Consider the following 21,887-nt stretch of genomic DNA (forward strand, 5'->3'; position numbering starts at 1 on the left):
TTTCCTGGCAACCCTACGATGCAGGAAGAGTGTGCTTGCATAACGTTCTTCACCTCAGCCAACTCGCTTGTCGGGGCTGTGGTAGAGACCCGCGAACATATCGGCCATGGCCTCTTCGCTGGGCTCTTCTTGCATTTGCACGCTCACTGCGCGGCTGACCAACTGGTGCCGGCGCGGCAAATGCAAGTCATCGGGAATGCGCGGCCCATCGGTAAGATAGGCAATCGGCAGTTCCTGACTGATGGCCAGGCTCAGCACTTCGCCGAGACAGGCCGTTTCATCCAGTTTGGTCAGGATGCACCCGGCCAGACCGCAACGCTTGTAGCTATGGTACGCCGCGCTGAGCACCTGCTTCTGGCTGGTAGTAGCCAGCACGAGGTAATTGCGCGCATTGATCCCGCGTCCGGCCAGGCTTTCGAGCTGCATGCGCAGGGCCGGATCGCTGGCTTGCAGGCCAGCGGTGTCGATCAATACCACGCGCTTGCGCAGCAGGGGTTCCAGGGCTTGTACCAATGACTGGCCCGGATCGACCTGAGTCACCGATACATTGAGAATGCGGCCCAGGGTCTTGAGTTGTTCCTGGGCACCGATGCGAAAGCTGTCCATGCTCACCAGCGCCACGCTCTGGGAACCGTACTTGAGCACATAACGGGCCGCCAGCTTGGCCAGAGTGGTGGTCTTGCCCATGCCAGCCGGGCCGACCATGGCGATCACGCCACCTTCTTCGAGCGGTTCCACTTCCGGTGTACGGATCATACGCGCCAAGTGCGCCAGCAGCATCCGCCATGCCTGCCGAGGTTCGTTGATTTCGCTGGTCAGGCTGAGCAGCTCGCGAGCGATCGGGCCGGACAAGCCGATGCGCTGCAAACGACGCCACAGATTCGCCTGCGCCGGCTTGCAGCCTTGCAGCTGGGTCCAGGCCAGGGAGCCCAGCTGCACTTCCAGCAGTTGGCGCAAACCGTTGAGTTCGGAACGCATGGAATCGAAAAGACGTTGGTCGACGGCAGGCTGTGGCGCGGGGGCCACCTGCACACGCGGGGGCTCTTCGCGACGCGGCTCGACCAGCGGCTCGGCGGCGGTCAACGGCAGGCCGGCAACCAGCTGGCGGTTGGTAGCCGCATCGCTCTCGCCACGGGTGCTCAGCTCGGCCTGGGCCGAAACGATCCGCGATTGGGTCTTGCGCAGCTCTTCTTCCAACTCCAGGTTGGGCACGCGCGGCGCCAGGGCCGACAGCTTGTAGTCCAGCGCTGCGGTCAGCTCGACGCCGCCGGCGATGCGACGGTTGCCAATGATGGCAGCGTCGGCGCCCAGCTCATCGCGGACCAATTTCATGGCCTGACGCATGTCGGCGGCGAAAAATCGCTTCACTTGCATAACCCACTACCTCAGCCGTTGGGCCCTACTGTCGCAACGATGGTGACTTGCTTGTTATCAGGGATTTCCTGATAGGCCAGTACGTGAAGGTTGGGGATCGCCAGGCGACCGAAACGTGACAGCATCGCGCGGACCGGACCGGCTACCAGCAGTATCACCGGTTGGCCCTGCATCTCCTGCCGCTGCGCCGCATCGATCAGGGATCTCTGCAGTTTTTCCGCCATGCTCGGTTCCAGCAAAACGCCTTCTTCCTGACCCTGACCAGCCTTCTGAAGACTATTTAGCAATATCTGTTCCAACCTTGGTTCCAGCGTGATGACAGGCAGCTCCGACTCAATGCCTACAATGCTTTGCACGATTGCGCGGGACAAACCGACCCTGACGGCCTGAACCAGCGCGGCGGTATCTTGACTCCGATGCCCGTTGTTGGCGATGGCTTCTGCGATGCTGCGGATGTCGCGTACGGGTACCTGCTCAGCCAGCAGGGCCTGCAGGACCTTGAGCAGCGAAGACAGCGAAAGGATGCCCGGAACCAGCTCTTCGGCCAGCTTGGGCGATCCTTTTGCCAGAACTTGCAGCAATTGTTGCACTTCTTCGTGGCCGATCAGCTCATGGGCATGCTTCTGCAGAATCTGGTTCAAGTGCGTGGCCACTACCGTACTGGCATCGACCACCGTGTAGCCCAGCGACTGCGCCTGGCTGCGCAGGTTGACGTCGATCCAGACCGCGTCCAGACCAAACGCCGGATCCTTGGCGGTGATGCCGTTCAACGAGCCGAACACCTGCCCGGGGTTGATTGCCAGCTCGCGATCCGGGTAAATCTCGGCTTCGGCGAGGATCACCCCCATGAGCGTCAAACGATAGGCGCTGGGCGCCAGGTCGAGGTTGTCGCGAATATGCACGGTAGGCATCAGGAAGCCCAGGTCCTGGGACAGCTTCTTGCGTACGCCCTTGATCCGCGCCAGCAATTGGCCGCCTTGATTGCGGTCCACCAGCGGGATCAAACGGTAGCCAACTTCCAGGCCGATCATGTCGATGGGCGTCACGTCATCCCAGCCCAGTTCCTTGGTTTCCTGGGTGCGCGTCGGTGAAGGCAGCAGCTCTTGTTGGCGCTGCACTTCGGCCTGGGCCTGGACCTTGACGTCGTTCTGCTTTTTCCACAAAAGGTAGGCACCACCACCGGCGATGGCACCCAGGGTGATAAAGGCCATGTGCGGCATTCCGGGCACCATGCCCATGATCACCATCAGCGCGCCGGAGACGGCCAGTGCCTTGGGCGAAGCGAACATCTGCCGCTGGATCTGCTTGCCCATCTCCTCGGAGCCCGAAGCACGGGTCACCATGATGGCTGCCGCGGTGGACAGCAACAGCGATGGCAACTGAGCGACCAGGCCGTCACCGATGGTCAACAGGGCGTACACCTTGCCTGCCTCGGCGAATGGCATGTTGTGTTGCAGCATGCCCACCAGCATGCCGCCGATCAGGTTGATGAACAGGATCAGCAGACCGGCGATGGCGTCGCCACGGACGAATTTGCTGGCACCGTCCATCGAGCCGTAGAACTCGGCTTCGGCGGCCACTTCGGTACGACGCGCCTTGGCCTGGTTCTGATCGATGAGGCCGGCGTTGAGGTCGGCGTCGATGGCCATCTGCTTGCCGGGCATGGCATCCAGGGTGAACCGCGCGCTCACTTCGGAGATGCGCCCGGCGCCCTTGGTGACCACCACGAAGTTGATGATCATGAGGATGGCGAACACCACGATACCGACGATGTAGTTACCGCCGATCACCACCTCACCGAATGCCTGGACCACTTTACCTGCGGCGGCATGGCCTTCCTGGCCGTGCAGCATGATCACCCGCGTCGACGCCACGTTGAGCGCAAGGCGCAGCAGCGTGGCCACCAGCAGGATGGTCGGGAACACGGCGAAGTCCAGCGGACGCAGCGCGTACACGCACACCAGCAGCACGACGATGGACAAGGCGATGTTGAAGGTGAAGAACACGTCCAGCAGCAGTGCCGGGATCGGCAGCATCATCATCGCCAGCATCACCAGCAACAGCAGCGGCACGCCAAGGTTGCCGCGGCCAAGGCCGACGATGTTGCTGCGAGCGGTGTTGATTAATTGAGAGCGATCCACCGACATTCCCCACTTCCCCAAGCGAACTTTTGACGCGCCAGGCGTCTTGCCAAGGGGTAGTGCAAGAAGGGGTCCAACTTTTGTCGGAGGGGGGTTAAAGATTATCGAGGGGCTGCCGAGATGGAGTGAAATCGATCTATCGGGGGCGCGGCCTTCGCGGGCAGAGCCCGCTCCCACAGTGGGCGCGACGCGGTCTAACTGTCCCGCTGTAGATCCGGCGGGATCGGCAGGTCCTGCAACGGGTCGGGACGCTTGCCTCGCCCGGCCTGGTACTGGCGGATCTGGTAGACATAGGCAAGCACCTGCGCCACCGCCAGGTACAACCCCGCAGGAATCTGCTGTTCGATCTCGGTGGAATAGAAGATCGAACGCGCCAGGGCCGGTGACTCCAGCACCTGGATGCGATGCTCGTTGCCGATCTCGCGAATCTTCAAGGCAATGAAGTCCGAGCCCTTGGCCAGCAATACCGGCGCATTGCCCTTCTCCGGATCGTATTTCAACGCCACCGCGTAGTGAGTCGGGTTGGTGATGATCACGTCCGCTTCGGGAATCGCCGTCATCATCCGGCGCTGCGACATTTCGCGCTGCAACTGGCGTACCCGCCCCTTTACCTCGGGCCGGCCTTCGGAGTCCTTGTGCTCGTCCTTGACCTCCTGTTTGGTCATCATCAGCTTCTGTTTGCTGCTGTAGAGCTGGAACGGCACGTCCACGGCGGCAATCAACGCCAGCCCACAGGACATCCACAAGGCGCTCCAGCCGACCAGCTGCACGCTGTGGATGATCGCCATTTCCAGCGGCTCGTTGGCAATCGCAAGCAGGTCGGTACGGTCTTTGGCCAGCACCATCATGGCAACGATCAGGGTGATGGCGAACTTGGCCAGCGCCTTCAGCAATTCGGTCAATGCATGCATGGAGAACATGCGCTTGAGGCCGGCGGCCGGGTTCATGCGGCTGAACTTGGGAGCCATGGAGCTGGCGGCGAACAACCAGCCGCCCAGCGCGACCGGGCCGATCAGCGCCGCCAGCAGCAAGGTCACCAGAATCGGCTGGGTCGCCAGAATCGCCACCTTGCCCGACTGCAGCAGAAAAATGCCCATGTAGCGCTCATCGAGCAACACCTCGCGGCTCAAGGTGAAGTTGCTGCGCATCAGTTCCAGCAGGCTTTGCGCCAGATGGCCGCCGAACGCCAGCAGCGCGCCGCACCCGGCGACCATCACTGCCAGCGTGTTGAGCTCCTTGGAACGGGCGATCTCGCCCTTCTCGCGCGAATCCTTCTTGCGCTTGTCCGTGGGGTCTTCTGTCTTGTCCGCACCGCTTTCGCTTTCGGCCATTGCCTACTCCGCTCGCGCCAATTCGCGCAGCCACTGCAAGGCGTTGGCCGCCAGCGGCTGATACTGGTTGAGAATGTCGCCCAGGCTGACCCACAGGATGAACATCCCCAGCACCAGGGTCAGCGGGAAACCGATGGAAAAGATGTTCAGTTGAGGCGCCGCGCGGGTCATCACGCCGAAGGCAATGTTGACCACCAGCAAGGCTGTGATGGCAGGCAGCACCAGCAACACCCCGGCGCCCAGCACCCAGCCCATGCGCAGCACCACGTCCCAGTAGTGCGCGGTCAGCAGGCCGCCGCCGATGGGCAGCGTGGTGAAGCTCTCGGTGAGCACCTCGAACACCACCAGATGGCCGTTCATGGACAGGAACACCAGGGTCACCAGCATGCTGAAGAACTGGCCGATCACGGCCACGGACACGCCGTTGGTGGGGTCGACCATGGACGCGAAGGCCATGCCCATCTGGATCGCGAGAATCTGCCCGGCAACGGTAAAGGCCTGGAACAGGAACTGCAGCGAGAAACCGAACAGCGCGCCGATGATGATCTGTTCGGCCACCAGCAGCAGCGCCTGGCCGCTGATCGCATCCACCGTGGGCGCCGGCGGCAATCCCGGCACGATGACCACGGTAATGGCCACGGCCACATACAGGCGCACGCGCTGCGGCAGTACCTGGGTGCCGAAGATCGGCATGGTCATCAGCATCGAGGCCACGCGGAACAGCGGCAGGATGAAGCTGGCCACCCAGCCGCCGATCTGCGCATCGGTCAATTGCAGCAGCGGCTGCATCAGCCGATCACCTGCGGAATATTGGAGTACAGGGTAGTGATGTACTCCATGAAGGTGCGCACCATCCATGGCCCGATGACGATCAGCGTCACCAGCATGACCAGCAGGCGCGGGAGGAAGCTCAGGGTCTGTTCGTTGATCTGCGTGGCGGCCTGGAACATGGCGATGATCAGGCCGACGATCAGACTCGGCAAAACCAGGATCGCGACCATCACGGTGGTCAGCCACAGCGCTTCGCGAAACAGGTCGACGGCGACTTCCGGGGTCATGGATTCACGCTCCTGTGAAAGGCAAAGTCATACACCACCGAAACTCCCGGCCAGGGTCCCGATGATCAGCGCCCAACCATCGACCAGCACGAACAGCATGATCTTGAACGGCAGCGAGATGATCAATGGCGACAGCATCATCATACCCATGGCCATCAGCACACTGGCGACCACCAGGTCGATGATCAGGAACGGAATGAAGATCATGAAGCCGATCTGGAACGCCGTTTTCAGCTCGGAGGTGACGAACGCCGGCACCAGGATGGTCAGCGGCGCCTGGTCGGCGCTGGCGATGTCGGTGCGCTTGGACAGCCGCATGAACAGCTCCAGGTCGCTCTGCCGGGTCTGTGCCAGCATGAAATCCTTGATCGGGCCTTCGGCGCGTGCCACGGCATCCTGGGCGCTGAGCTGCTCACTCAGATAAGGTTGCAGGGCCTGCTGGTTCACCTTGTCGAACACCGGCGCCATGATGAACATGGTCAAGAACAGCGCCATGCCGGTCAACAGCTGGTTGGACGGCGTCTGTTGCAGGCCCAGTGCCTGGCGCAGGATGGAAAAGACGATGATGATACGTGTGAAGCTGGTCATCAACATGACGAACGCCGGAATGAAACTCAGCGCCGTCATGATCAACAGGATCTGCAGATTGACCGAATACTCCTGCTGGCCGTTGGCACCGCTGGTCATGGTCAATGCCGGAATCTGCAGCGGATCCGCGGCCATGGCCAGGGGCGCCACCAACAGCAGGCCCAGCGGCAGGACAGTGCGCAACACACCCATCACTTCTTATCCTTCTGGTCCTTGCCCAGCAGTTCCATCAGGCGCTGGGCGAATTCTGGTGTGGCCTGGGTGGTTCGGTCGGGTGGCTGCACCGGCATGCTCATCACGTGCAGCGCGCTGATGCGCCCCGGGCTGACACCCAGCAGGATCTGCTCCTCGCCCACCTGCACCAGCACCAGCCGATCACGTGGCCCCAGCGCCTTGGCGCCAATCACGTCGATGACCTGGCCCTGGCGCGGCGCCGCCTGCTGCACGCGCCGCATCAGCCACGCCAAGGCGAAGATCAAGGCCACCACCGCCAGCAGCCCCAGCACGGTCTGGGTCAACTGACCGGCCAGGCCAGTGCCTCCCGACGCCACCACCGGCGCCGCAGCAGGGGCCACTTCCGGCGCTGCCAGGGCGACCACGGGCAAGAGCAGCAAGGCCCACAGGAACCGGCCCATCACCGCAGCTTCTTGATGCGTTCGCTGGGACTGATCACGTCGGTCAGGCGAATGCCGAACTTCTCGTTGACCACCACCACTTCGCCGTGGGCGATCAAGGTGCCGTTGACCAGCACGTCCAACGCTTCGCCGGCCAGACGGTCGAGCTCGATCACCGAGCCCTGGTTGAGCTGCAACAAATTGCGGATGCTGATATCGGTCGCCCCAACCTCCATGGAAATGGTCACCGGGATATCCAGGATCACATCGAGGTTCGGGCCCTCGAGCGTGACCGGGCCGTTACCCGATTTGGGCGAACTGCCGAACTCTTCCATCGGCAGGCGGGAGGAACTCGAACTGCCGCGGGTATCGGCGGCCAACAGCGCGTCGATATCGTCCTGCCCGGCATCCCCGGACTCATCCAGAGCCGCCGCCCATTCATCGGCGAGCGCCTGGTCTTCGGCAGAAATTGTCTCATCTTGATCAGCCATCAGTGGTCCTCGACGGGCATCTAAATCATCAGGTCAAACCGATCAGCGACGCTCGATCGGTTCGATAACTTGTAAAGCCAGGTTGCCTTTGTGCGAGCCAAGCTTGGCTTTGAACGAAGGCACGCCATTGGCACGCAGGATCAACTCTTCCGGCAGTTCCACCGGGATCACGTCGCCGGGCTGCATGTGGAGAATATCGCGCAGCTTGAGCTGACGCCGCGCCACGGTGGCGCTCAGGGGAACGCTGACATCCAGGACATCTTCGCGCAGGGCCTTGCTCCAGCGCTCGTCCTGGTCGTCCAGGTCGGACTGGAAGCCGGCATCGAGCATCTCGCGCACGGGCTCGATCATCGAGTACGGCATGGTCACGTGCAGGTCGCCACCGCCGCCATCGAGTTCGATGTGGAAGGTGGAGACCACGACCGCCTCGCTGGGCCCGACGATGTTGGCCATGGCCGGGTTGACCTCCGAGTTGATGTACTCGAAGTTGACTTCCATGATGGCCTGCCAGGCTTCCTTCATGTCGAGAAAAGCCTGGTCCAGCACCATGCGTACCACGCGCAGCTCGGTAGGGGTGAATTCGCGGCCCTCGATCTTGGCGTGGCGGCCGTCACCGCCGAAGAAATTGTCGACCAGCTTGAACACCAGCTTGGCATCGAGAATGAACAGGCCAGTGCCGCGCAGCGGCTTGATCTTCACCAGGTTGAGGCTGGTCGGTACGTACAGCGAATGCACGTACTCGCCGAACTTCATCACCTGCACGCCGCCTACCGCCACATCGGCAGAACGACGCAACAGATTGAACATGCTGATGCGGGTGTAGCGAGCGAAGCGCTCGTTGATCATTTCCAGCGTCGGCATGCGCCCACGCACGATGCGATCCTGAGTGGTCAGGTCGTAGCTCCTGATCCCCCCGGGCTCGCCATTGCCTTCGGTTTGCACCAGGCCATCGTCGACGCCATGCAGCAGCGCATCGATCTCGTCCTGGGACAGCAGGTCCTGTACGGCCATGAGTTGTTCCTACTGCAATACGAAGTTAGTGAAGAGCACCTGGTCGATCACGGGCTTGCCCACTTCTTTCTGCGCCACTTCCTGAACGCTCGCGGTAGCTTTCTGGCGAAGCATTTCCTGGCCGATCGGCGTGGTCAAGGTTTCGAACGGCTGCCCGGAAAACAGCATGACCAGATTATTGCGGATGACCGGCGTGTGCACCTTCAGAGCATCCATGTCGGCCTTGTCCCGCGCCTGCAAGACGATGCTGACCTGCATGTAGCGATCACGACCGTTCTGCTTGAAGTTGACCACGAAGGCGGGTGTCAGGGGCTCGTAGATCGCCGCAGGTTTGGTGTGGGCAGCATCTGCCGTGGCCTTGTCCGCGGGCGCCTCGGCGGGTTTGTGCATGAGGAACCAGGTGGCCCCGACCGACAGGCCGACGGCCAGCAGCAAGCCCACGACCAGCAGGATGATCAGCTTGAGTTTGCCCTTGCCTTCCTTGGCTGCGGGTTCCTTTGCTTCTTCGGTCTTTGCCATGCCAATAATCCGTCACCATTGAGGGGTAAGCGTACCCATGGCGACGATGGAGCAAGGGTTATGCCAACAATCCTGTGGGCTCGATTTCGAGCCTGGCAACCGACCCCTTCAGGCACTGTCAGGCGTAGTAATCCACAGCGCTGGTCCCCAGCACCGTGCCGGAGGTCAGGGGCTGCGCAGCCGCGACGGCGGGCTCGGCGGAATCGAGCGCGTCCGCACCAGAGCGTGCGCCACCCGTGCGGCGGCTCTGTTGCGCCTGCTGCTCGCCCTGGGACTGACGGGACTGGTCGGAAACGTTGACGTCCAGCTGCCCCATGCCCTGCTGGTTGAACATGTCCTTGAGCCGATGCTGCTGGCTCTCCAATGCCTCACGCACGCCGATATGGGAGCTGGTGAAGGTCACTTGGGTCTGCTGGTCCGGGGTGATGTCGACGCGAATGTCCAGGCGTCCCAGCTCCGCCGGTGTCAGTTGGATGTCGGCGGATTTCAAGTTCTGGCTGGACAGGTACATGACCCGGTTGACCAGGCCTTCGGTCCATCCTGACTGCTGCATGGCCAACGGCTGGCCCAGCGGGCTGGCCAGCGGCGCCGCAGTGCCGGTCTTGGCCGTGGTCGACTGGGTCAAGGCCTGCAGGCGGTCGGCGAAGTTATCGAGGCGGCTGTCGCTGGCCGTTGCGTCGGCATCCTTCAAGCCCCCGCCGATCAAACCAGCAAAACCGTCATCGCCGCCCTCACCCGCTTCGCCTGCCGACTCCTTGCTCACCATGGCCGCCAGACCATTGACGAAATTGCCTTCTATACCCTGCTCGCCTGCCTTCGAGGGATCGCCCGATGACGTTTGGCTGGCATGTGCAGAGGTAGTGCCATTATTTTTGGCCGTCTGCTCCAGGGCCAGGCGCAGCGCCGGCAAATCGGCAAGCACGTCTTGAGCTGGATCGAAATCCTCGCCAGCGCCGACGCTATCGCTGTCCGCCGGGCTGAGAGCGGCCACTACCGGTGGCGGCACCTGGGCCAGTGCCGGATTGGCAGCGGGATCGGCCGGGATGGGTACCGCGGCAGGATCGACCGGTGCCGCAGCAGCGCCAACGCTGGGATCGTCCTTGTCGGCGGTATCGCTGACCTTGTCGTCGTCCTTGGCGGCGGGCTTGTCGGTTTTGTCGGTTTTGTCGGTCTTGTCGAGCTTCTCAGGCTTGTCGGCCTTGGCAACTGGCAACTTCTTGCCGCTATCGGCAACCGTCGGGTTGGCGCCAGCCGCCTTCGAGGCCGGCGGCGTGGCGGTTTCCCGTGGGGCACTCGGCGCAGGCTCGGTCCGCGGCTTGACCGCGACTTCGTGGTTTTGACGGGCATAGAGATCGGCGAAACGAGGCGCCGAATCGTTGTCCGCTGCACTGGGCCTGGCCGCGCCGGTGACCGATGTGGCGCGAGCAGCGGCGCCCAGTTGCAGCAACAAAGGGTTTGAAGCGACAGCCATGAAGATCTCCCCGATACGGTGGCGTTAACGCTGATTGCCATGGAGAAAGCAAGTATCGGGCCAGCGAGGAACCAGCTACGTCAACGACGCTCAACCTGCAAAGCGCGCGCGCTCCTGCGAGTACAGTTGAAGGACCAGGACGAATTCGCGGTCGATCCGCTGTACATAAGCATCCACACCCTCCAGCGCGCCTTGTCGGCAGTACTGCTCGAGCTCGCTGCACAACTGCGCCAGGCGCAGAGCGCCCATGTTGCTGCTGCTGCCCTTGAAGCTGTGGGCGGCATGGCCCAGTTCGACCAGATCGTGGGACCGGTGCAGTTCGTTCAAGCGCAGTTGCGAGTCGCTCAGGAAGGTGTCGAGCAACAGAGGGTATTCATCCTCCATGACCTCTTGCAGGGCCTCGAGGGCCGTGGGGTCTACATGGGGCTTTTGCAGTGCTTCAGCCAGTTGTTCTTCAGCCAATTGTTCGATGGGCACTTGTTCGCTCCTTGATCAAGCCGATTACGCTTGAGACTCCCAGGTAAATTCGACGTGCGCGCTGCGCCCGTCTTCCGACCAGCCCGCGCTGTGGCTCAGTTGGCGGACCAGATTGACACCACGCCCAGACAGTCCGTGCACGCTCGGCGGCTTCGCCAGGACCTGTTTCGGATCGAATCCCTTGCCGCTGTCTTCGACCACGATTCTCAGGACTCCGCCAACCCCGTGCGGGCGTATCTGCAAGTGTATGCGTATATAGCCCTCTTCCAAAGCCGCCAGGCGATCGTTGCGCAACGCGTAGTACTGGGCGAATCCGGTGGCATCGCACTTGAGCGCGGAATCGAGGCCAAGTACGCCATGCTCCAGCGCGTTGGAGTATAACTCGGCAAACACGCTGTACAGCTCTCCACTCTGCGGACGCAGGCCATGAATTTCCTGCAGCAATTGCAGGATGTACGGCAAGGGATTGAAGCGGCGCAAGGTGTCGGCACGAAACTCGAACATGGCCGACCAGTCGAGCGGGCTCGACTGGCCGCTGTCGGAATAGATCAGGCTGGCCGGGGGCTGGCGCTCGGCGTCGATCAATGCCAGCTGCACCATGCTCACATCGTCGCGCGATTCACCGCGGAAATCATGCAAAGCCTGCAGGATGCCTTCGAACAGCGACTCAGGGTCCTTGTGCGTGTCGAAGACGCGTTCGAGCCTCTCCACGCCGAAAGACTGCTCTTGCGCATTGCTGGTTTCGATGACGCCGTCGGACAGCAGCAGAACTCGATCGCCCGGCGCCAGCGGCCACACCTCGGTCTGGTCCTCGAAACGGGTGGCCGGCAATACGCCCAGCGGCAGATGACGCGACACCAGCGCGACACGCGCCGAGCCATCCTGGCGGTGCAGGTAGCCGTCGGGCATGCCGCCGTTCCAGACTTCGACCGTGCAACGCTGGAAGCTCAGGCGCAACATGGTGGCGCAGCAGAACATGTCCACCGGCAGGATCCGCTTGAGCTTGGCGTTCATCTCGCGAAGAATTTCGTTGAGCCCGTAGCCCTTCGCCGTCATGCCATAGAACACCTCGGCCAAGGGCATCGCGCCCACCGCCGCCGGCAGCCCGTGCCCGGTGAAATCACCGAGCAGCACATGCATGTCGCCCGAAGGCGTGTAGGCAGCCAGCAGCAGGTCGCCATTGAACAGCGCATAGGGCGACTGCAGGTAACGCACGTTGGGCGCGTCGAGGCATCCGGAATGGGCGATCTGGTCGAACACCGCCTTGGCCACGCGCTGCTCGTTGAGCAGGTAGTCATGATGGCGGGTGATCAGGTCTCGCTGCTCGAGCACCGTGGCCTGCAAGCGGCGCAGGCGATCCATTGCCTTGATCTTGGCGGCCAGGATCACCTGGTTGTAGGGCTTGGCCAGAAAATCGTCGCCACCGGCGTCCAGACAACGCACCAGCGCCTGTTCTTCGGTCAGCGAGGTCAGGAAGATCACCGGCACCAGGGCCTCACCGGCTAGCTGTTTGATGGCACGCGCAGCCTCGAAGCCGTCCATGACCGGCATCATGGCATCGAGCAGTACCAACTGCGGACGCTGCTGGCGGAACACTTCGACCGCCTCCTGGCCGTTGCTGGCCGTGATCACCGCATGCCCCTGACGTCGCACGATGCTGGACAGCAGCATGCGGTCGGTCATGTTGTCGTCGGCGATCAGGACCGTCAGCGCTTCCTCGTTGGCTGGCTGCATCAGGAGATCTTGAACAACTTGTCGAAATTGGAGATGGCCAGGATCTTGCGCACGTCGGGAGAAATGTTCATCAGTGCGATGTCGGCGTTGTCGCCACCGGCGTGGTCGCGCAACAGCAGCAGCATGCCCAGCGCCGAGCTGTCCATGTAGGTGGTGTTCTTCAGGTCGATGACATAACGGCTGGGCTTGCCGGCACGCTCGTCTTCGTAGGCTTCGCGAAACTGCTGGTGCAGGCTGAAATCGAACCGGCCCGAAATGGCCACCGATGACGTATTGCTTTCAGGGTCGAAGGTCTGGGTGACAGAACTCTGGGTTACAGCCATGTATTAATGCTCCTTGGGTGTGCCTTGCAGGCCAGATGTAGCACCGCTCTGCAGAGCGTTCAACGGGGTACTGACAAATTCCGGCTAAAAGTTCTCGTGCCTGGGCAGGCGTTGCGACAACTCGTCGAGCAGCCGCTGTTCCCGCTTGTCCTCCAACTGCCTGGCCTCGAGGATATAGCGCTGCACCAGCTTGCGCAGCCCTTCCACTCGAGCATAGGCCTGTTGCCAGGTGGCGCGCGCATTGTTCAAGTTGTTCTGATGCCACGCAAGGCTCTGTTTCTGCTGGCCGACGGCCGTTTCCAACTGGTTGAGAAAGCGCTGATAGTTCAACAACCATTGCCCGGACACGCCACGACTGCCGTTGCTGATCCACTGTTGCTGGTAGTCGTTGCGGAAGCGTTCGAGCTCGGCCAGCTTGGCTTCGGCCAGGCTCACCTGACCCTGGAAATGCCCCAGCCGCTGGGCAGCCTTGCGCTCGGTGCTTTCGGCCATTTCGACCACGGGCGCCAGGCGCGCCGCACGACTCATCGCCATGGTCGCTTACCCCGGTGCCACGGGCGTGAACACTGCCGCCAGGCGCTCGGCGCTGGCCTGCAGGCTTTCATTGTCGTTCAGACCCTGGCGCAGGTAGCGCACCAGTTGCGGCTGAAGGGCAATGGCCAGGTCGGTCTCGCGATCGCCGCCGGCCACGTAGGCACCGACGCTGATCAAGTCACGGCTCTGCTGGTAGCGCGACCACAGCTGCTTGAACTGCTGGGCCTGGGCCAGATGCTGGGGGCTGACCACGCTGGGCATCACCCGGCTGATCGACGCTTCGATATCGATGGCCGGGTAATGCCCTTCTTCGGCCAGGCGCCGCGACAGCACGATGTGGCCATCGAGTACACCCCGTGCCGAGTCGGCGATCGGGTCCTGCTGGTCGTCGCCTTCGGACAACACCGTATAGAACGCGGTGATCGAGCCGCCCCCGGCCTCGGCATTGCCGGCCCGCTCGACCAGCTTGGGCAGCTTGGCGAAAACAGAGGGCGGATAGCCCTTGGTGGCAGGTGGCTCGCCGATAGCCAGGGCGATTTCCCGCTGGGCCTGGGCAAAACGGGTCAGCGAGTCCATCAGCAGGAGGACGTTCTTGCCCTTGTCGCGGAAATATTCGGCAATGCGGGTGCAGTACATGGCCGCGCGCAGACGCATCAGCGGGGCTTCGTCGGCCGGCGATGCCACCACCACCGAACGGCGCAGGCCCTCCTCGCCCAAGGTGTGTTCGATGAACTCCTTGACCTCGCGGCCGCGCTCGCCGATCAGCCCGACGACGATGATGTCGGCCTCGGTGAAGCGCGTCATCATGCCCAGCAGCACACTCTTGCCCACGCCGGTACCGGCGAACAGACCCAGGCGCTGGCCACGGCCCACGGTCAACAAGCCATTGATGCTGCGAATGCCGACATCCAGTGGCTGGCTGATGGGATCACGCTTGAGCGGGTTGATGGTGGGCCCGTCCATGGGGATCCAGTCCTCGGCCTTCATGCCGCCCTTGCCGTCCAGCGCGCGGCCGGCGCCGTCGAGAATGCGTCCGAGCATGCTCATGCCCATGGGCAGGCGCCCGGTATCGGCAACCGGGACCACCCGCGCGCCAGGCGCGATGCCGCTCACGCTGCCCACCGGCATCAGGTAGATCTTGCTGCCGGAAAAGCCCATGACTTCCGCTTCGACCTGCACCGGCTGGTCGCTGTCGTCGTTGATGACCACGCAGCGACTGCCCATGGCGGCACGCAACCCTTCGGCCTCCAGGGTGAGCCCGACCATGCGCAGCAGGCGTCCTTCGACGATTGGCTGGCGCGGCAGGTCAATGGCAGCCTCGTAGGTGCCCAAGCGCTTGCCGAAGCTGGTGCGATCAAGCTTCATCGGGCTCACCCAGCTCGATGGTGATGTCGGCCGGGGCCGGGTGCATGTTCTGCTCGTGCAGTTGGTCGAACAGCTGGGCAATGGCCTGGGTGATGCGCGTCTCCATGCTGGCATCGATACGACTGTGCTCGGTTTCGATACGGCAGCCACCGGGCTGCAGCGCGTCGTCTTCCTGGATGCGCCAGTTTTCCTCGTGCTTCTCCCGCAATGACTTGATCTGCTCGAAATCCTGAGGATTGATGAAGATGCGGATGTTGTTGGCGCCCATGGGCAACAACTTGAGCGCCTCACGCAGTACTTTCTCGATCTGGCTGGAATCGGTGACCAATTCGCGGCGAATGACCTGCCTGGCAATATGCCCTACCAGCTCGACCAGGGATTTTTCGATCTGGGTGTCCTGATCGGCGATGGGCGTCAACAGGTGCCCCAACAGCCGGTCGAACTGGACGAGCTTGCTGGCCAGTGCGGCCTCGGCTTCCTGGCGCACTTTGAGCTGGGTACTGTGAAAGCCTTCTTTTTCGCCGGTGGCGAAACCCTCGTTGTAGGCTTCCTGGCGAATGGCTTCGAGTTCTTCCAGGGTGATGGGCTGGACCTCGTCGAGGGGAACCTCTTCGATCTCCTCGACCGACACCGGCGCCAGCACCACCTCGACGGCGGGCCGTTCGGGATCGAAACTGGGCAACGCCCACAGGTCGGCGCTGCGCGCGTCGACGGCGCGGATCAGTTCACTGACGGGTTCTTGCGGGGGGCGAGACATGGCTTGCGATTCCTGGCGCCTGGGTGCGAAGTGGGGTCGCTCGGAGCCGACCACCCCAGGGTGGCCAGCCTCCACGACGGAGGTCCGGGAGAGGGACGATTAGATCATCTCTTCCCCACCCTTGCCACCCAGCACGATTTCACCGGCCTCGGCCATGCGCCGGGCAATGGTGAGCACTTCCTTCTGCGCCGACTCGACATCGCTGACCCGCACTGGCCCCTTGGCCTCGAGGTCGTCGCGCAGCAGTTCGGCCGCGCGCTTGGACATGTTCTTGAAGATCTTTTCGCGCACGCCTTCGTCGGCGCCCTTGAGCGCGACCACCAGTACGTCGGAAGAGACTTCGCGCAACAGCGCCTGAATGCCGCGATCGTCGACATCCTTGAGATTGTTGAAAACGAACATCAGGTCTTCGATCTGCCCGGACAGCTCTTCATCGACCTCGCGTATGGAGTCCATCAACTGGCCCTCGGACGAGCTGTCGAGGAAGTTCATGATGTCGGCGGCGCGCTTGACCCCACCCAGCGTGGTCCGCGTGGCGTTGGAGTTGCCGGAGAACTGTTTCTCCAGAATGGTATTGAGCTCTTTGAGCGCCGCAGGCTGTACGGTGTTCAGCGAAGACACGCGCAGGATGATGTCCAGGCGCGCCTTGTGCTCGAAATGCGCCAGCACTTCGCCGGCCTGGTCGGGGTCGAGGTAGGCCACGACGATCGACTGGATCTGCGGGTGTTCGTAGCGAATCACATCGGCCACGGCGCGGGGTTCCATCCATTTCAGGCTGTCCAGGCCGCTGGTATTGCCGCCCAGCAGAATTCGGTCGATCAGGCCGTTGGCCTTGTCTTCGCCAAGGGCCGAGGTGAGCATCTTGCGGATGTAGTTGTCGGAACCCACGCCCAGGCCGGTCTGGTCGCCGACCACGGTGACGAACTCGCTCATCACCTGCTCGACCTGCTCTCGGTGCACATTGCGCATCTGCGCCATGGCCACGCCCACGCGCTGGACCTCCTTGGGACCCATGTGGCGAAGCACCTGCGCCGCGTCGGTTTCACCCAGCGACAGCAGAAGAATGGCGGCCTTGTCGACCTTGGTCAGCTTGGGGGTGACGGCTTGTGAACTACTCATCGGCATTGATCCACTCTTTCACGACCTGGGCCACTCGGCCCGGGTCTTCGGCCACAAGACTCTTGATTGCATTCAGTTGGGCGTCATAGCCCTCGGTCGGGCTGGGCAGCAGAATGCTCTGCGGCCCACCCAGGCTGACCCGATCGTTGGCCAGCTCGCTGTCCATGCCCAGGGCGGCCACACCGCCCACCCCGCCGGCGGCACCAAGTTCGCCATCGCCCGGCCTGGATTTGCCACCACCGGTGATGTTGGTCAGCACCGGGCGCAACACGCCGAACACCAGGACTAGGATGAACAGCACGCCCAGCGCCTGTTTCATGATGTCCCAGAACCAGGGTTCCTTGTAGAACGCAGGCTCGGTGATGACTTCCGCCGAGTTGGGCGCGAACGGTACGTTGATCACGGTCACGCTGTCGCCACGGCTCGCATCGAAGCCCACGGCATCCTGTACCAGACGGGTGAAACGGGCCAGCTCCTGGGCATTCCAGGGCGCCAGGGTCACGGTGCCGTCGGCCGGGTTGACCTTGGCCTGGTCATCGACCACGACGGCGACCGACAACCGAGTCAGGCGACCCTGCTGCTGCTTGGTGTGGCTGATGGAGCGGTCGAGCTCGAAATTCTTGGTCGACTGCTGACGCTTGTCGGCCGGATACGGCGCCAGCATCGGCTGGCCGGTGGCCGGGTCCATGATCTGCTGGCCATTGGCGTCGAGCAGCGGCTGGCCTGGCTGGATCGCGCCAGCGGCTGCCTGCCCCTGGGCGGCATTCTGCGGTGCGGTGGCCGGGCCCGGTGGCTGGTTGCTCAAGGCGCCGGGTACACCCGATGGGCCCGAACCGCTGGAACGCTGTTCGCTGGTGGACTGCTCGCTGCGCAGTGCCGGCTGGTCCGGGTTGAACTGCTCGGAGGTCGACTCGACCGCGCTGAAGTCCAGGTCAGCCGACACCTCGGCCTTGAACCGATCACTGCCCACCACCGGTTGCAGTATGTTGTGGACACGCTGGGTCAGCATGCTTTCCATGCGGCGACTGTAGTCGTACTGCTTGCCGGCCATGGTCAACGCGTTGTCTTCCAGCTGTGCCGACAGCAGGGTGCCCTTCTGGTCGACGACCGACACGTTGGACTTGTTCAGTTCCGGGACGCTGGTCGCCACCAGATTGACGATGGCCGCGACCTGGCCGGCGTCCAGGGTCCGGTTGGGGTACATTTCCACCAGCACCGAGGCGGTTGGCTTGCGTTCGTCACGGACGAACACCGAACTCTTCGGGATGGCCAGGTGCACGCGCGCAGCCCGGATATTGTTCAGGCTGCCGATGGTACGTGCCAGCTCGCCTTCCAGGCTGCGGCGGTAGCGCGCCGTTTCCATGAACTGGCTGGTGCCCAGGCCTTGTTCCTTGTCGAGCGACTCGTAGCCGACGTTGCCGTCGCTGGGTGCAACGCCGGCCGAGGCCAGGGCGATGCGCGCACGCGACTGGTCGTCGGCCTTGACCAGCAAGGCGCCGGAGTTGGGTTCCACGGTATAGGGAATGTTGGCCGTGGTCAGGGTGTCGATCACCTGCTTGGTGTCCATGCCCGCCAGGCTACCGTACAGCGGCCGGTAGTCGGGCTGCTGCGACCAGAGCACCACGGCGAAGCCGATCGCGACGCTCGCAGCCAGGCCGACCAACAGGCCGACCTGACGCAGCATGGTCATCTGCGACAGATTCTGCAGGACAGACAAGCCCATGAGCGGCGATTTGTTGCCGCTCTTGGCAGGGAGGTTATCGGTGGTCGCTTCAGCCATGACTCAATTCGTCCTCAGACCGGCATCTGCATGATGTCTTGATATGCCTGGACCAGCTTGTTGCGCACTTGGGTCAAGGCCTGGAACGAGACACTGGCTTTCTGCGAGGCGACCATCACATCGGTGAGGTCGACGCCGCTCTTGCCGATCTCGAAAGCAGTGGCCAGTTGGCTGGAAGCACCCTGCACGTCCGCGACCTTGTTGATGGCGCCGCCGAGCATGTCGGCAAAGCTGCTGGCGCCAACTTCCGGCGCCGCAACCGCCGCAGGCCTGGCCATGGCGTCCGCCTGCATGGCGCGCATGTCCAGCATCAAGCGGTTGAATTCAATACCTTGGCTCATGGGTGACCCTCTGCGACGACCTGCGTTTTTTTGACACTGCTGCATTCACTACCGAGGTAGTAGCAAGGAGGGTGCCAGTTGCAGTCGCAGGCTTGCGAAACAGATCGATGGCGACGAATCGCCGCAGCCGCTGCCGGTCAGCGGGCGTCCGTCACGAGGCGAACAGACTGGCCTCCACGTCCATTCCGGCATCGCGCATCTGCGCCAGCTTGTAGCGCAGCGTTCGTGGACTGATGCCCAGGCGCTCGGCGGCTTCCTTGCGGCGGCCGCGCTCGCTGCGCAAGGTATCAATGATCATTTCGAATTCCCGTCGGCGCAGATCGCCCTCCAACGCGCCGGCCGGCAGCCCGACCGGGGCCTGGGTTTCCAACGGCAGTGCCGGGGCACGGGCTTGCACCACCAGGCTCAACGGCGGCAACGGTGCCGCGCCTGCAGGCCCGGCCAGGCAGAAGTCGGCTGCCTGGATCAAGCCGCCGTGCTGCAGGATCAAGGCGCGCTGAATGGCGTTGTCCAGTTCGCGAACGTTGCCCGGCCACAGATGATCGAGCAGGCACTGTTCGGCCGGTGGCGAGAAACGCACAGGCGCGTGCTTCATCTTGTCGACATGGCGGTCCAACAAGCGTCGCGCCAGCGGCAGGATATCGGCGCGGCGCTCGCGCAGAGGTGTCCACGCCAGCGGGAAGACCGAAAGACGGTAGAACAGGTCTTCGCGAAAGCGCCCCGCCGCCACGTCGGCCGCCAGGTTGCGGTTGGTGGTGGCGATGACGCGTATGTCCAGGGCGATGGGTTTGCGCGCGCCGACGCGCTCGACCTCACGCTCCTGCAACACGCGCAACAGCTTGGCCTGCAGGCCCAGCGGCATCTCGGAAATTTCATCGAGCAACAAGGTGCCGCCATCGGCCTGCTCGAACTTGCCCGCCTGCGCCGCGACAGCGCCGGTGAACGCGCCCTTCTCGTGGCCAAACAGCGTGGCTTCGAGCATGTTGTCGGGAATCGCCGCGCAATTGATGGCGACGAAAGCCTGTTCTGCGCGCCGCGACTGCTGGTGAATGTAGCGTGCCAGCACTTCCTTGCCGGTGCCTGATTCACCGGATATCAGCACCGTGGAATCACTGCGTGCAACCCGTGCCGCCAGCTCGAGCAAGGCCAGGCTGGCCGGCTCCAGTGCAACCGGGCCGTGATCGGTACCGGCCGTGACCAGGCCGCGGCCATGCCGGGTCACCAGGTCGAGCAGCGCGCGCGGCTCGAATGGCTTGACCAGGTAGTCCGCCGCACCCTGGCGCATGGCATCCACCGCACGCTCGACGGCGCCATGGGCCGTCATCAGCAACACCGGCAGTTGCGGCTGCCGGGCGCGTAGCCTGGCAAGCAACTGGTGCCCATCGATACCGGGCATGTTGACGTCGCTGACCACGATCCCGAAGGGCTCGCGCGCCACTGCCAACAATGCTTCCTCGGCACAGCTCACCGCCTCGAATTCGAAGCCACCCAGCTCCAGCGTATCGCCCAGCGCCTCGCGCAGGGCCCGGTCGTCCTCGACCAACAGCACCTTGATGCTCATGGAGCGCGCTCCTGCAGGGCCACCAATGGCAGGGTCAAAGTGGCGCAGCTGCCGCGGCCGAGCGTGGAGCGCAGTATCAACTCGCCTTGATGCGCCCTTGCCACGGCCTTGACCACCGACAGGCCGAGCCCGGTACCGGTGGGCTTGGTGGTAAAGAACGGCTCACCCAGCCGCGCCAGCGTTGCCGGGGCCATGCCAGGCCCATTGTCACTGACGCACAGGCGCAGGGTGTCGTTGCGCGCATACAGATGGACCTTCAGCCGTGCCTCACCGGCGCTGGCCTGGATGGCGTTGTCGATCAAGTTGAGTACCGCGCCCACCAAGGTGTCCTTGTTGCACAGCAACTCGCCGGCATGGCTGTCGCACTGCCAACGCACGGCGACATTGTGCACATGGGGCTGGGCGGCGGCCTGCAGGGCCTGCAGCAACTGGCGGGGCGTGAGGCGATCGGGCAGCGGCAGCTCGCCGCGGGCGAACACCAGCATGTCGCGAACCTGGTTTTCCAATTCATGCAGACGCTCCTTGAGGCGTCCAGCGAAGCGCTGCTGGGTCTGCACCGGCAGTGGTTTTTCGGTCAGGTGACTGGCGTACAACAGCGCTGCCGACAGCGGCGTGCGTATCTGATGGGCCAGCGAGGCCATCATCCGGCCCAGTGACGACAGGCGCTCACTGCGCGCCACTTCGCTCTGCAGACGGCGGGTCTCGGTCAGATCGGTAAGCAACACCAATTGACCAGGCTCGGCGTCCAGCGAACGCGTGGAAATCGACAGACGCCGCCCATCGATCAAAGAAATCTCATGACCGTCGTCGCGGCGTGGCGCGAAACTGCGGACGATCACCTCGCGCCACAGTTCGCCTTCCAGAGGCGCACCCAGCATATTCGCGGCTGCCGGGTTGGCTTCGCGCACACGACCATGCCCATCGATGACGATGACGCCGCCGGGCAACAGATCGAGCAGGTTCTGCAGGCGATTGGCAAGCCGTTCCTTTTCCGCCAGTTCGGCCAGGCGCTGGGCGCTGACCACTTCCAGTTCACCCTTGAGCGATGCCACGCGCGCCTCGAGCAGGCTGTAGGAGTCGCTCAAGCGGTCGGACATCTGGTCGAACAGGACGAACGCCTGGTCCAGCCCCTGGCGGCTGTCGGATGGCGCTACGGACACGGAAGCGTCGCTGCGGGGCATGTGCGCGGAGGGCTGGATAGCGGCCTGTGGCATGGGTCTCTCTCACTTGGCTCACCGTCAAAAACGGTATCGTGAAAGGGATAAAAGCAATAGCCGTGCCGGATGAAAACCTGCGGG

The 21,887-nt window shown here is 63.2% G+C and carries 22 protein-coding genes; all 22 read right to left on the minus strand.

Translation table 11 applies throughout. The features are described from left to right. Nucleotides 1-54: 54 nt before the first annotated feature. Nucleotides 55-1,374: a flagellar biosynthesis protein FlhF gene (flhF, locus tag ONG87_RS13230; RefSeq protein WP_264381415.1), complete on the minus strand. Its 1,320-nt coding sequence runs from the start codon at nucleotides 1,372-1,374 to the stop codon at nucleotides 55-57. An 11-nt stretch (nucleotides 1,375-1,385) separates the two neighbouring features. Then, the gene (gene flhA, locus ONG87_RS13235) at nucleotides 1,386-3,515 is read right to left on the minus strand and encodes a flagellar biosynthesis protein FlhA (protein WP_122476754.1); all 2,130 of its coding nucleotides are present in this window, start codon (nucleotides 3,513-3,515) and stop codon (nucleotides 1,386-1,388) included. 194 nt (nucleotides 3,516-3,709) lie between these two features. Continuing rightward, nucleotides 3,710-4,846 carry a flagellar biosynthesis protein FlhB gene (gene flhB / locus ONG87_RS13240; protein WP_122475891.1) on the minus strand — a complete coding sequence of 379 codons (1,137 nt, stop codon included), beginning with the start codon at nucleotides 4,844-4,846 and terminating at the stop codon, nucleotides 3,710-3,712. Nucleotides 4,847-4,849: 3 nt separating this feature from the next. Beyond that, complete coding sequence (fliR, locus tag ONG87_RS13245; protein ID WP_122475893.1) at nucleotides 4,850-5,635, minus strand: flagellar biosynthetic protein FliR; 786 nt, start codon at nucleotides 5,633-5,635, stop codon at nucleotides 4,850-4,852. Continuing rightward, entirely contained in the window at nucleotides 5,635-5,904 is a 270-nt protein-coding gene (fliQ, locus tag ONG87_RS13250) for a flagellar biosynthesis protein FliQ (protein WP_043186065.1), read from the minus strand. Before fliQ ends, fliR begins: the two co-directional genes overlap by 1 nt. A gap of 27 nt (nucleotides 5,905-5,931) precedes the next feature. Then, the gene (gene fliP / locus ONG87_RS13255; protein ID WP_122475897.1) at nucleotides 5,932-6,684 is read right to left on the minus strand and encodes a flagellar type III secretion system pore protein FliP; all 753 of its coding nucleotides are present in this window, start codon (nucleotides 6,682-6,684) and stop codon (nucleotides 5,932-5,934) included. Further along, nucleotides 6,684-7,127 carry a flagellar biosynthetic protein FliO gene (gene fliO / locus ONG87_RS13260; RefSeq protein WP_264381416.1) on the minus strand — a complete coding sequence of 148 codons (444 nt, stop codon included), beginning with the start codon at nucleotides 7,125-7,127 and terminating at the stop codon, nucleotides 6,684-6,686. The genes fliP and fliO overlap by 1 nt, the downstream gene beginning before the upstream one ends. Next, nucleotides 7,127-7,597: a flagellar motor switch protein FliN gene (gene fliN / locus ONG87_RS13265; RefSeq protein WP_122475901.1), complete on the minus strand. Its 471-nt coding sequence runs from the start codon at nucleotides 7,595-7,597 to the stop codon at nucleotides 7,127-7,129. Before fliN ends, fliO begins: the two co-directional genes overlap by 1 nt. Before the next feature lie 42 nt (nucleotides 7,598-7,639). Then, a complete protein-coding gene (gene fliM / locus ONG87_RS13270; protein WP_043186057.1) occupies nucleotides 7,640-8,608 on the minus strand; it encodes a flagellar motor switch protein FliM in 969 nt (322 codons plus the stop codon). A 9-nt stretch (nucleotides 8,609-8,617) separates the two neighbouring features. Further along, entirely contained in the window at nucleotides 8,618-9,127 is a 510-nt protein-coding gene (gene fliL / locus ONG87_RS13275; RefSeq protein ID WP_122475903.1) for a flagellar basal body-associated protein FliL, read from the minus strand. Nucleotides 9,128-9,245: 118 nt separating this feature from the next. Beyond that, nucleotides 9,246-10,598 carry a flagellar hook-length control protein FliK gene (locus ONG87_RS13280; protein WP_264381417.1) on the minus strand — a complete coding sequence of 451 codons (1,353 nt, stop codon included), beginning with the start codon at nucleotides 10,596-10,598 and terminating at the stop codon, nucleotides 9,246-9,248. 90 nt (nucleotides 10,599-10,688) lie between these two features. Next, complete coding sequence (locus ONG87_RS13285) at nucleotides 10,689-11,033, minus strand: Hpt domain-containing protein (protein ID WP_185794565.1); 345 nt, start codon at nucleotides 11,031-11,033, stop codon at nucleotides 10,689-10,691. 66 nt (nucleotides 11,034-11,099) lie between these two features. Continuing rightward, nucleotides 11,100-12,809, minus strand: coding sequence for a fused response regulator/phosphatase (locus ONG87_RS13290; RefSeq protein ID WP_185794508.1), 1,710 nt, complete (start codon nucleotides 12,807-12,809; stop codon nucleotides 11,100-11,102). After that, nucleotides 12,809-13,132, minus strand: a complete 324-nt coding sequence (locus ONG87_RS13295; RefSeq protein ID WP_122475908.1) for an STAS domain-containing protein — start codon at nucleotides 13,130-13,132, stop codon at nucleotides 12,809-12,811. Before ONG87_RS13295 ends, ONG87_RS13290 begins: the two co-directional genes overlap by 1 nt. A gap of 84 nt (nucleotides 13,133-13,216) precedes the next feature. Further along, nucleotides 13,217-13,666 (minus strand): flagellar export protein FliJ, encoded by a 450-nt coding sequence (gene fliJ, locus ONG87_RS13300; RefSeq protein ID WP_122475909.1) that lies wholly within the window; start codon nucleotides 13,664-13,666, stop codon nucleotides 13,217-13,219. Nucleotides 13,667-13,672: 6 nt separating this feature from the next. Further along, entirely contained in the window at nucleotides 13,673-15,031 is a 1,359-nt protein-coding gene (gene fliI, locus ONG87_RS13305; RefSeq protein ID WP_122475911.1) for a flagellar protein export ATPase FliI, read from the minus strand. Further along, nucleotides 15,021-15,788, minus strand: coding sequence for a flagellar assembly protein FliH (fliH, locus tag ONG87_RS13310; protein WP_122475912.1), 768 nt, complete (start codon nucleotides 15,786-15,788; stop codon nucleotides 15,021-15,023). The genes fliI and fliH overlap by 11 nt, the downstream gene beginning before the upstream one ends. 99 nt (nucleotides 15,789-15,887) lie before the next feature. Beyond that, nucleotides 15,888-16,907: a flagellar motor switch protein FliG gene (gene fliG, locus ONG87_RS13315; RefSeq protein WP_043193255.1), complete on the minus strand. Its 1,020-nt coding sequence runs from the start codon at nucleotides 16,905-16,907 to the stop codon at nucleotides 15,888-15,890. Then, nucleotides 16,900-18,687: a flagellar basal-body MS-ring/collar protein FliF gene (gene fliF / locus ONG87_RS13320; protein WP_122475914.1), complete on the minus strand. Its 1,788-nt coding sequence runs from the start codon at nucleotides 18,685-18,687 to the stop codon at nucleotides 16,900-16,902. Before fliF ends, fliG begins: the two co-directional genes overlap by 8 nt. A 14-nt stretch (nucleotides 18,688-18,701) precedes the next feature. Further along, nucleotides 18,702-19,028: a flagellar hook-basal body complex protein FliE gene (gene fliE, locus ONG87_RS13325; protein WP_122475915.1), complete on the minus strand. Its 327-nt coding sequence runs from the start codon at nucleotides 19,026-19,028 to the stop codon at nucleotides 18,702-18,704. A 151-nt stretch (nucleotides 19,029-19,179) separates the two neighbouring features. Then, on the minus strand, nucleotides 19,180-20,589 hold the full coding sequence (locus tag ONG87_RS13330; RefSeq protein ID WP_264381418.1) for a sigma-54 dependent transcriptional regulator: 1,410 nt from the start codon (nucleotides 20,587-20,589) through the stop codon (nucleotides 19,180-19,182). Beyond that, nucleotides 20,586-21,770, minus strand: coding sequence for a PAS domain-containing sensor histidine kinase (locus tag ONG87_RS13335; protein WP_264382857.1), 1,185 nt, complete (start codon nucleotides 21,768-21,770; stop codon nucleotides 20,586-20,588). Before ONG87_RS13335 ends, ONG87_RS13330 begins: the two co-directional genes overlap by 4 nt. Nucleotides 21,771-21,887: the final 117 nt, after the last annotated feature.

It is taken from the genome of Pseudomonas sp. MM227 (genome assembly GCF_947090715.1).
GTDB lineage: Bacteria > Pseudomonadota > Gammaproteobacteria > Pseudomonadales > Pseudomonadaceae > Aquipseudomonas > Aquipseudomonas baltica.

What these genes read in the sequence shown, in the direction of transcription:
- flhF (WP_264381415.1), bottom strand. Translation starts at nt 1,374, where the DNA reads ATGCAAGTGAAGCGATTTTTCGCCGCCGACATGCGTCAGGCCATGAAA.
- flhB (WP_122475891.1), bottom strand. Translation starts at nt 4,846, where the DNA reads ATGGCCGAAAGCGAAAGCGGTGCGGACAAGACAGAAGACCCCACGGAC.
- fliR (WP_122475893.1), bottom strand. Translation starts at nt 5,635, where the DNA reads ATGCAGCCGCTGCTGCAATTGACCGATGCGCAGATCGGCGGCTGGGTG.
- fliQ (WP_043186065.1), bottom strand. Translation starts at nt 5,904, where the DNA reads ATGACCCCGGAAGTCGCCGTCGACCTGTTTCGCGAAGCGCTGTGGCTG.
- fliP (WP_122475897.1), bottom strand. Translation starts at nt 6,684, where the DNA reads ATGGGTGTGTTGCGCACTGTCCTGCCGCTGGGCCTGCTGTTGGTGGCG.
- fliO (WP_264381416.1), bottom strand. Translation starts at nt 7,127, where the DNA reads ATGGGCCGGTTCCTGTGGGCCTTGCTGCTCTTGCCCGTGGTCGCCCTG.
- fliN (WP_122475901.1), bottom strand. Translation starts at nt 7,597, where the DNA reads ATGGCTGATCAAGATGAGACAATTTCTGCCGAAGACCAGGCGCTCGCC.
- fliM (WP_043186057.1), bottom strand. Translation starts at nt 8,608, where the DNA reads ATGGCCGTACAGGACCTGCTGTCCCAGGACGAGATCGATGCGCTGCTG.
- fliL (WP_122475903.1), bottom strand. Translation starts at nt 9,127, where the DNA reads ATGGCAAAGACCGAAGAAGCAAAGGAACCCGCAGCCAAGGAAGGCAAG.
- ONG87_RS13280 (WP_264381417.1), bottom strand. Translation starts at nt 10,598, where the DNA reads ATGGCTGTCGCTTCAAACCCTTTGTTGCTGCAACTGGGCGCCGCTGCT.
- ONG87_RS13290 (WP_185794508.1), bottom strand. Translation starts at nt 12,809, where the DNA reads ATGCAGCCAGCCAACGAGGAAGCGCTGACGGTCCTGATCGCCGACGAC.
- ONG87_RS13295 (WP_122475908.1), bottom strand. Translation starts at nt 13,132, where the DNA reads ATGGCTGTAACCCAGAGTTCTGTCACCCAGACCTTCGACCCTGAAAGC.
- fliJ (WP_122475909.1), bottom strand. Translation starts at nt 13,666, where the DNA reads ATGGCGATGAGTCGTGCGGCGCGCCTGGCGCCCGTGGTCGAAATGGCC.
- fliI (WP_122475911.1), bottom strand. Translation starts at nt 15,031, where the DNA reads ATGAAGCTTGATCGCACCAGCTTCGGCAAGCGCTTGGGCACCTACGAG.
- fliH (WP_122475912.1), bottom strand. Translation starts at nt 15,788, where the DNA reads ATGTCTCGCCCCCCGCAAGAACCCGTCAGTGAACTGATCCGCGCCGTC.
- fliG (WP_043193255.1), bottom strand. Translation starts at nt 16,907, where the DNA reads ATGAGTAGTTCACAAGCCGTCACCCCCAAGCTGACCAAGGTCGACAAG.
- fliF (WP_122475914.1), bottom strand. Translation starts at nt 18,687, where the DNA reads ATGGCTGAAGCGACCACCGATAACCTCCCTGCCAAGAGCGGCAACAAA.
- fliE (WP_122475915.1), bottom strand. Translation starts at nt 19,028, where the DNA reads ATGAGCCAAGGTATTGAATTCAACCGCTTGATGCTGGACATGCGCGCC.
- ONG87_RS13330 (WP_264381418.1), bottom strand. Translation starts at nt 20,589, where the DNA reads ATGAGCATCAAGGTGCTGTTGGTCGAGGACGACCGGGCCCTGCGCGAG.
- ONG87_RS13335 (WP_264382857.1), bottom strand. Translation starts at nt 21,770, where the DNA reads ATGCCCCGCAGCGACGCTTCCGTGTCCGTAGCGCCATCCGACAGCCGC.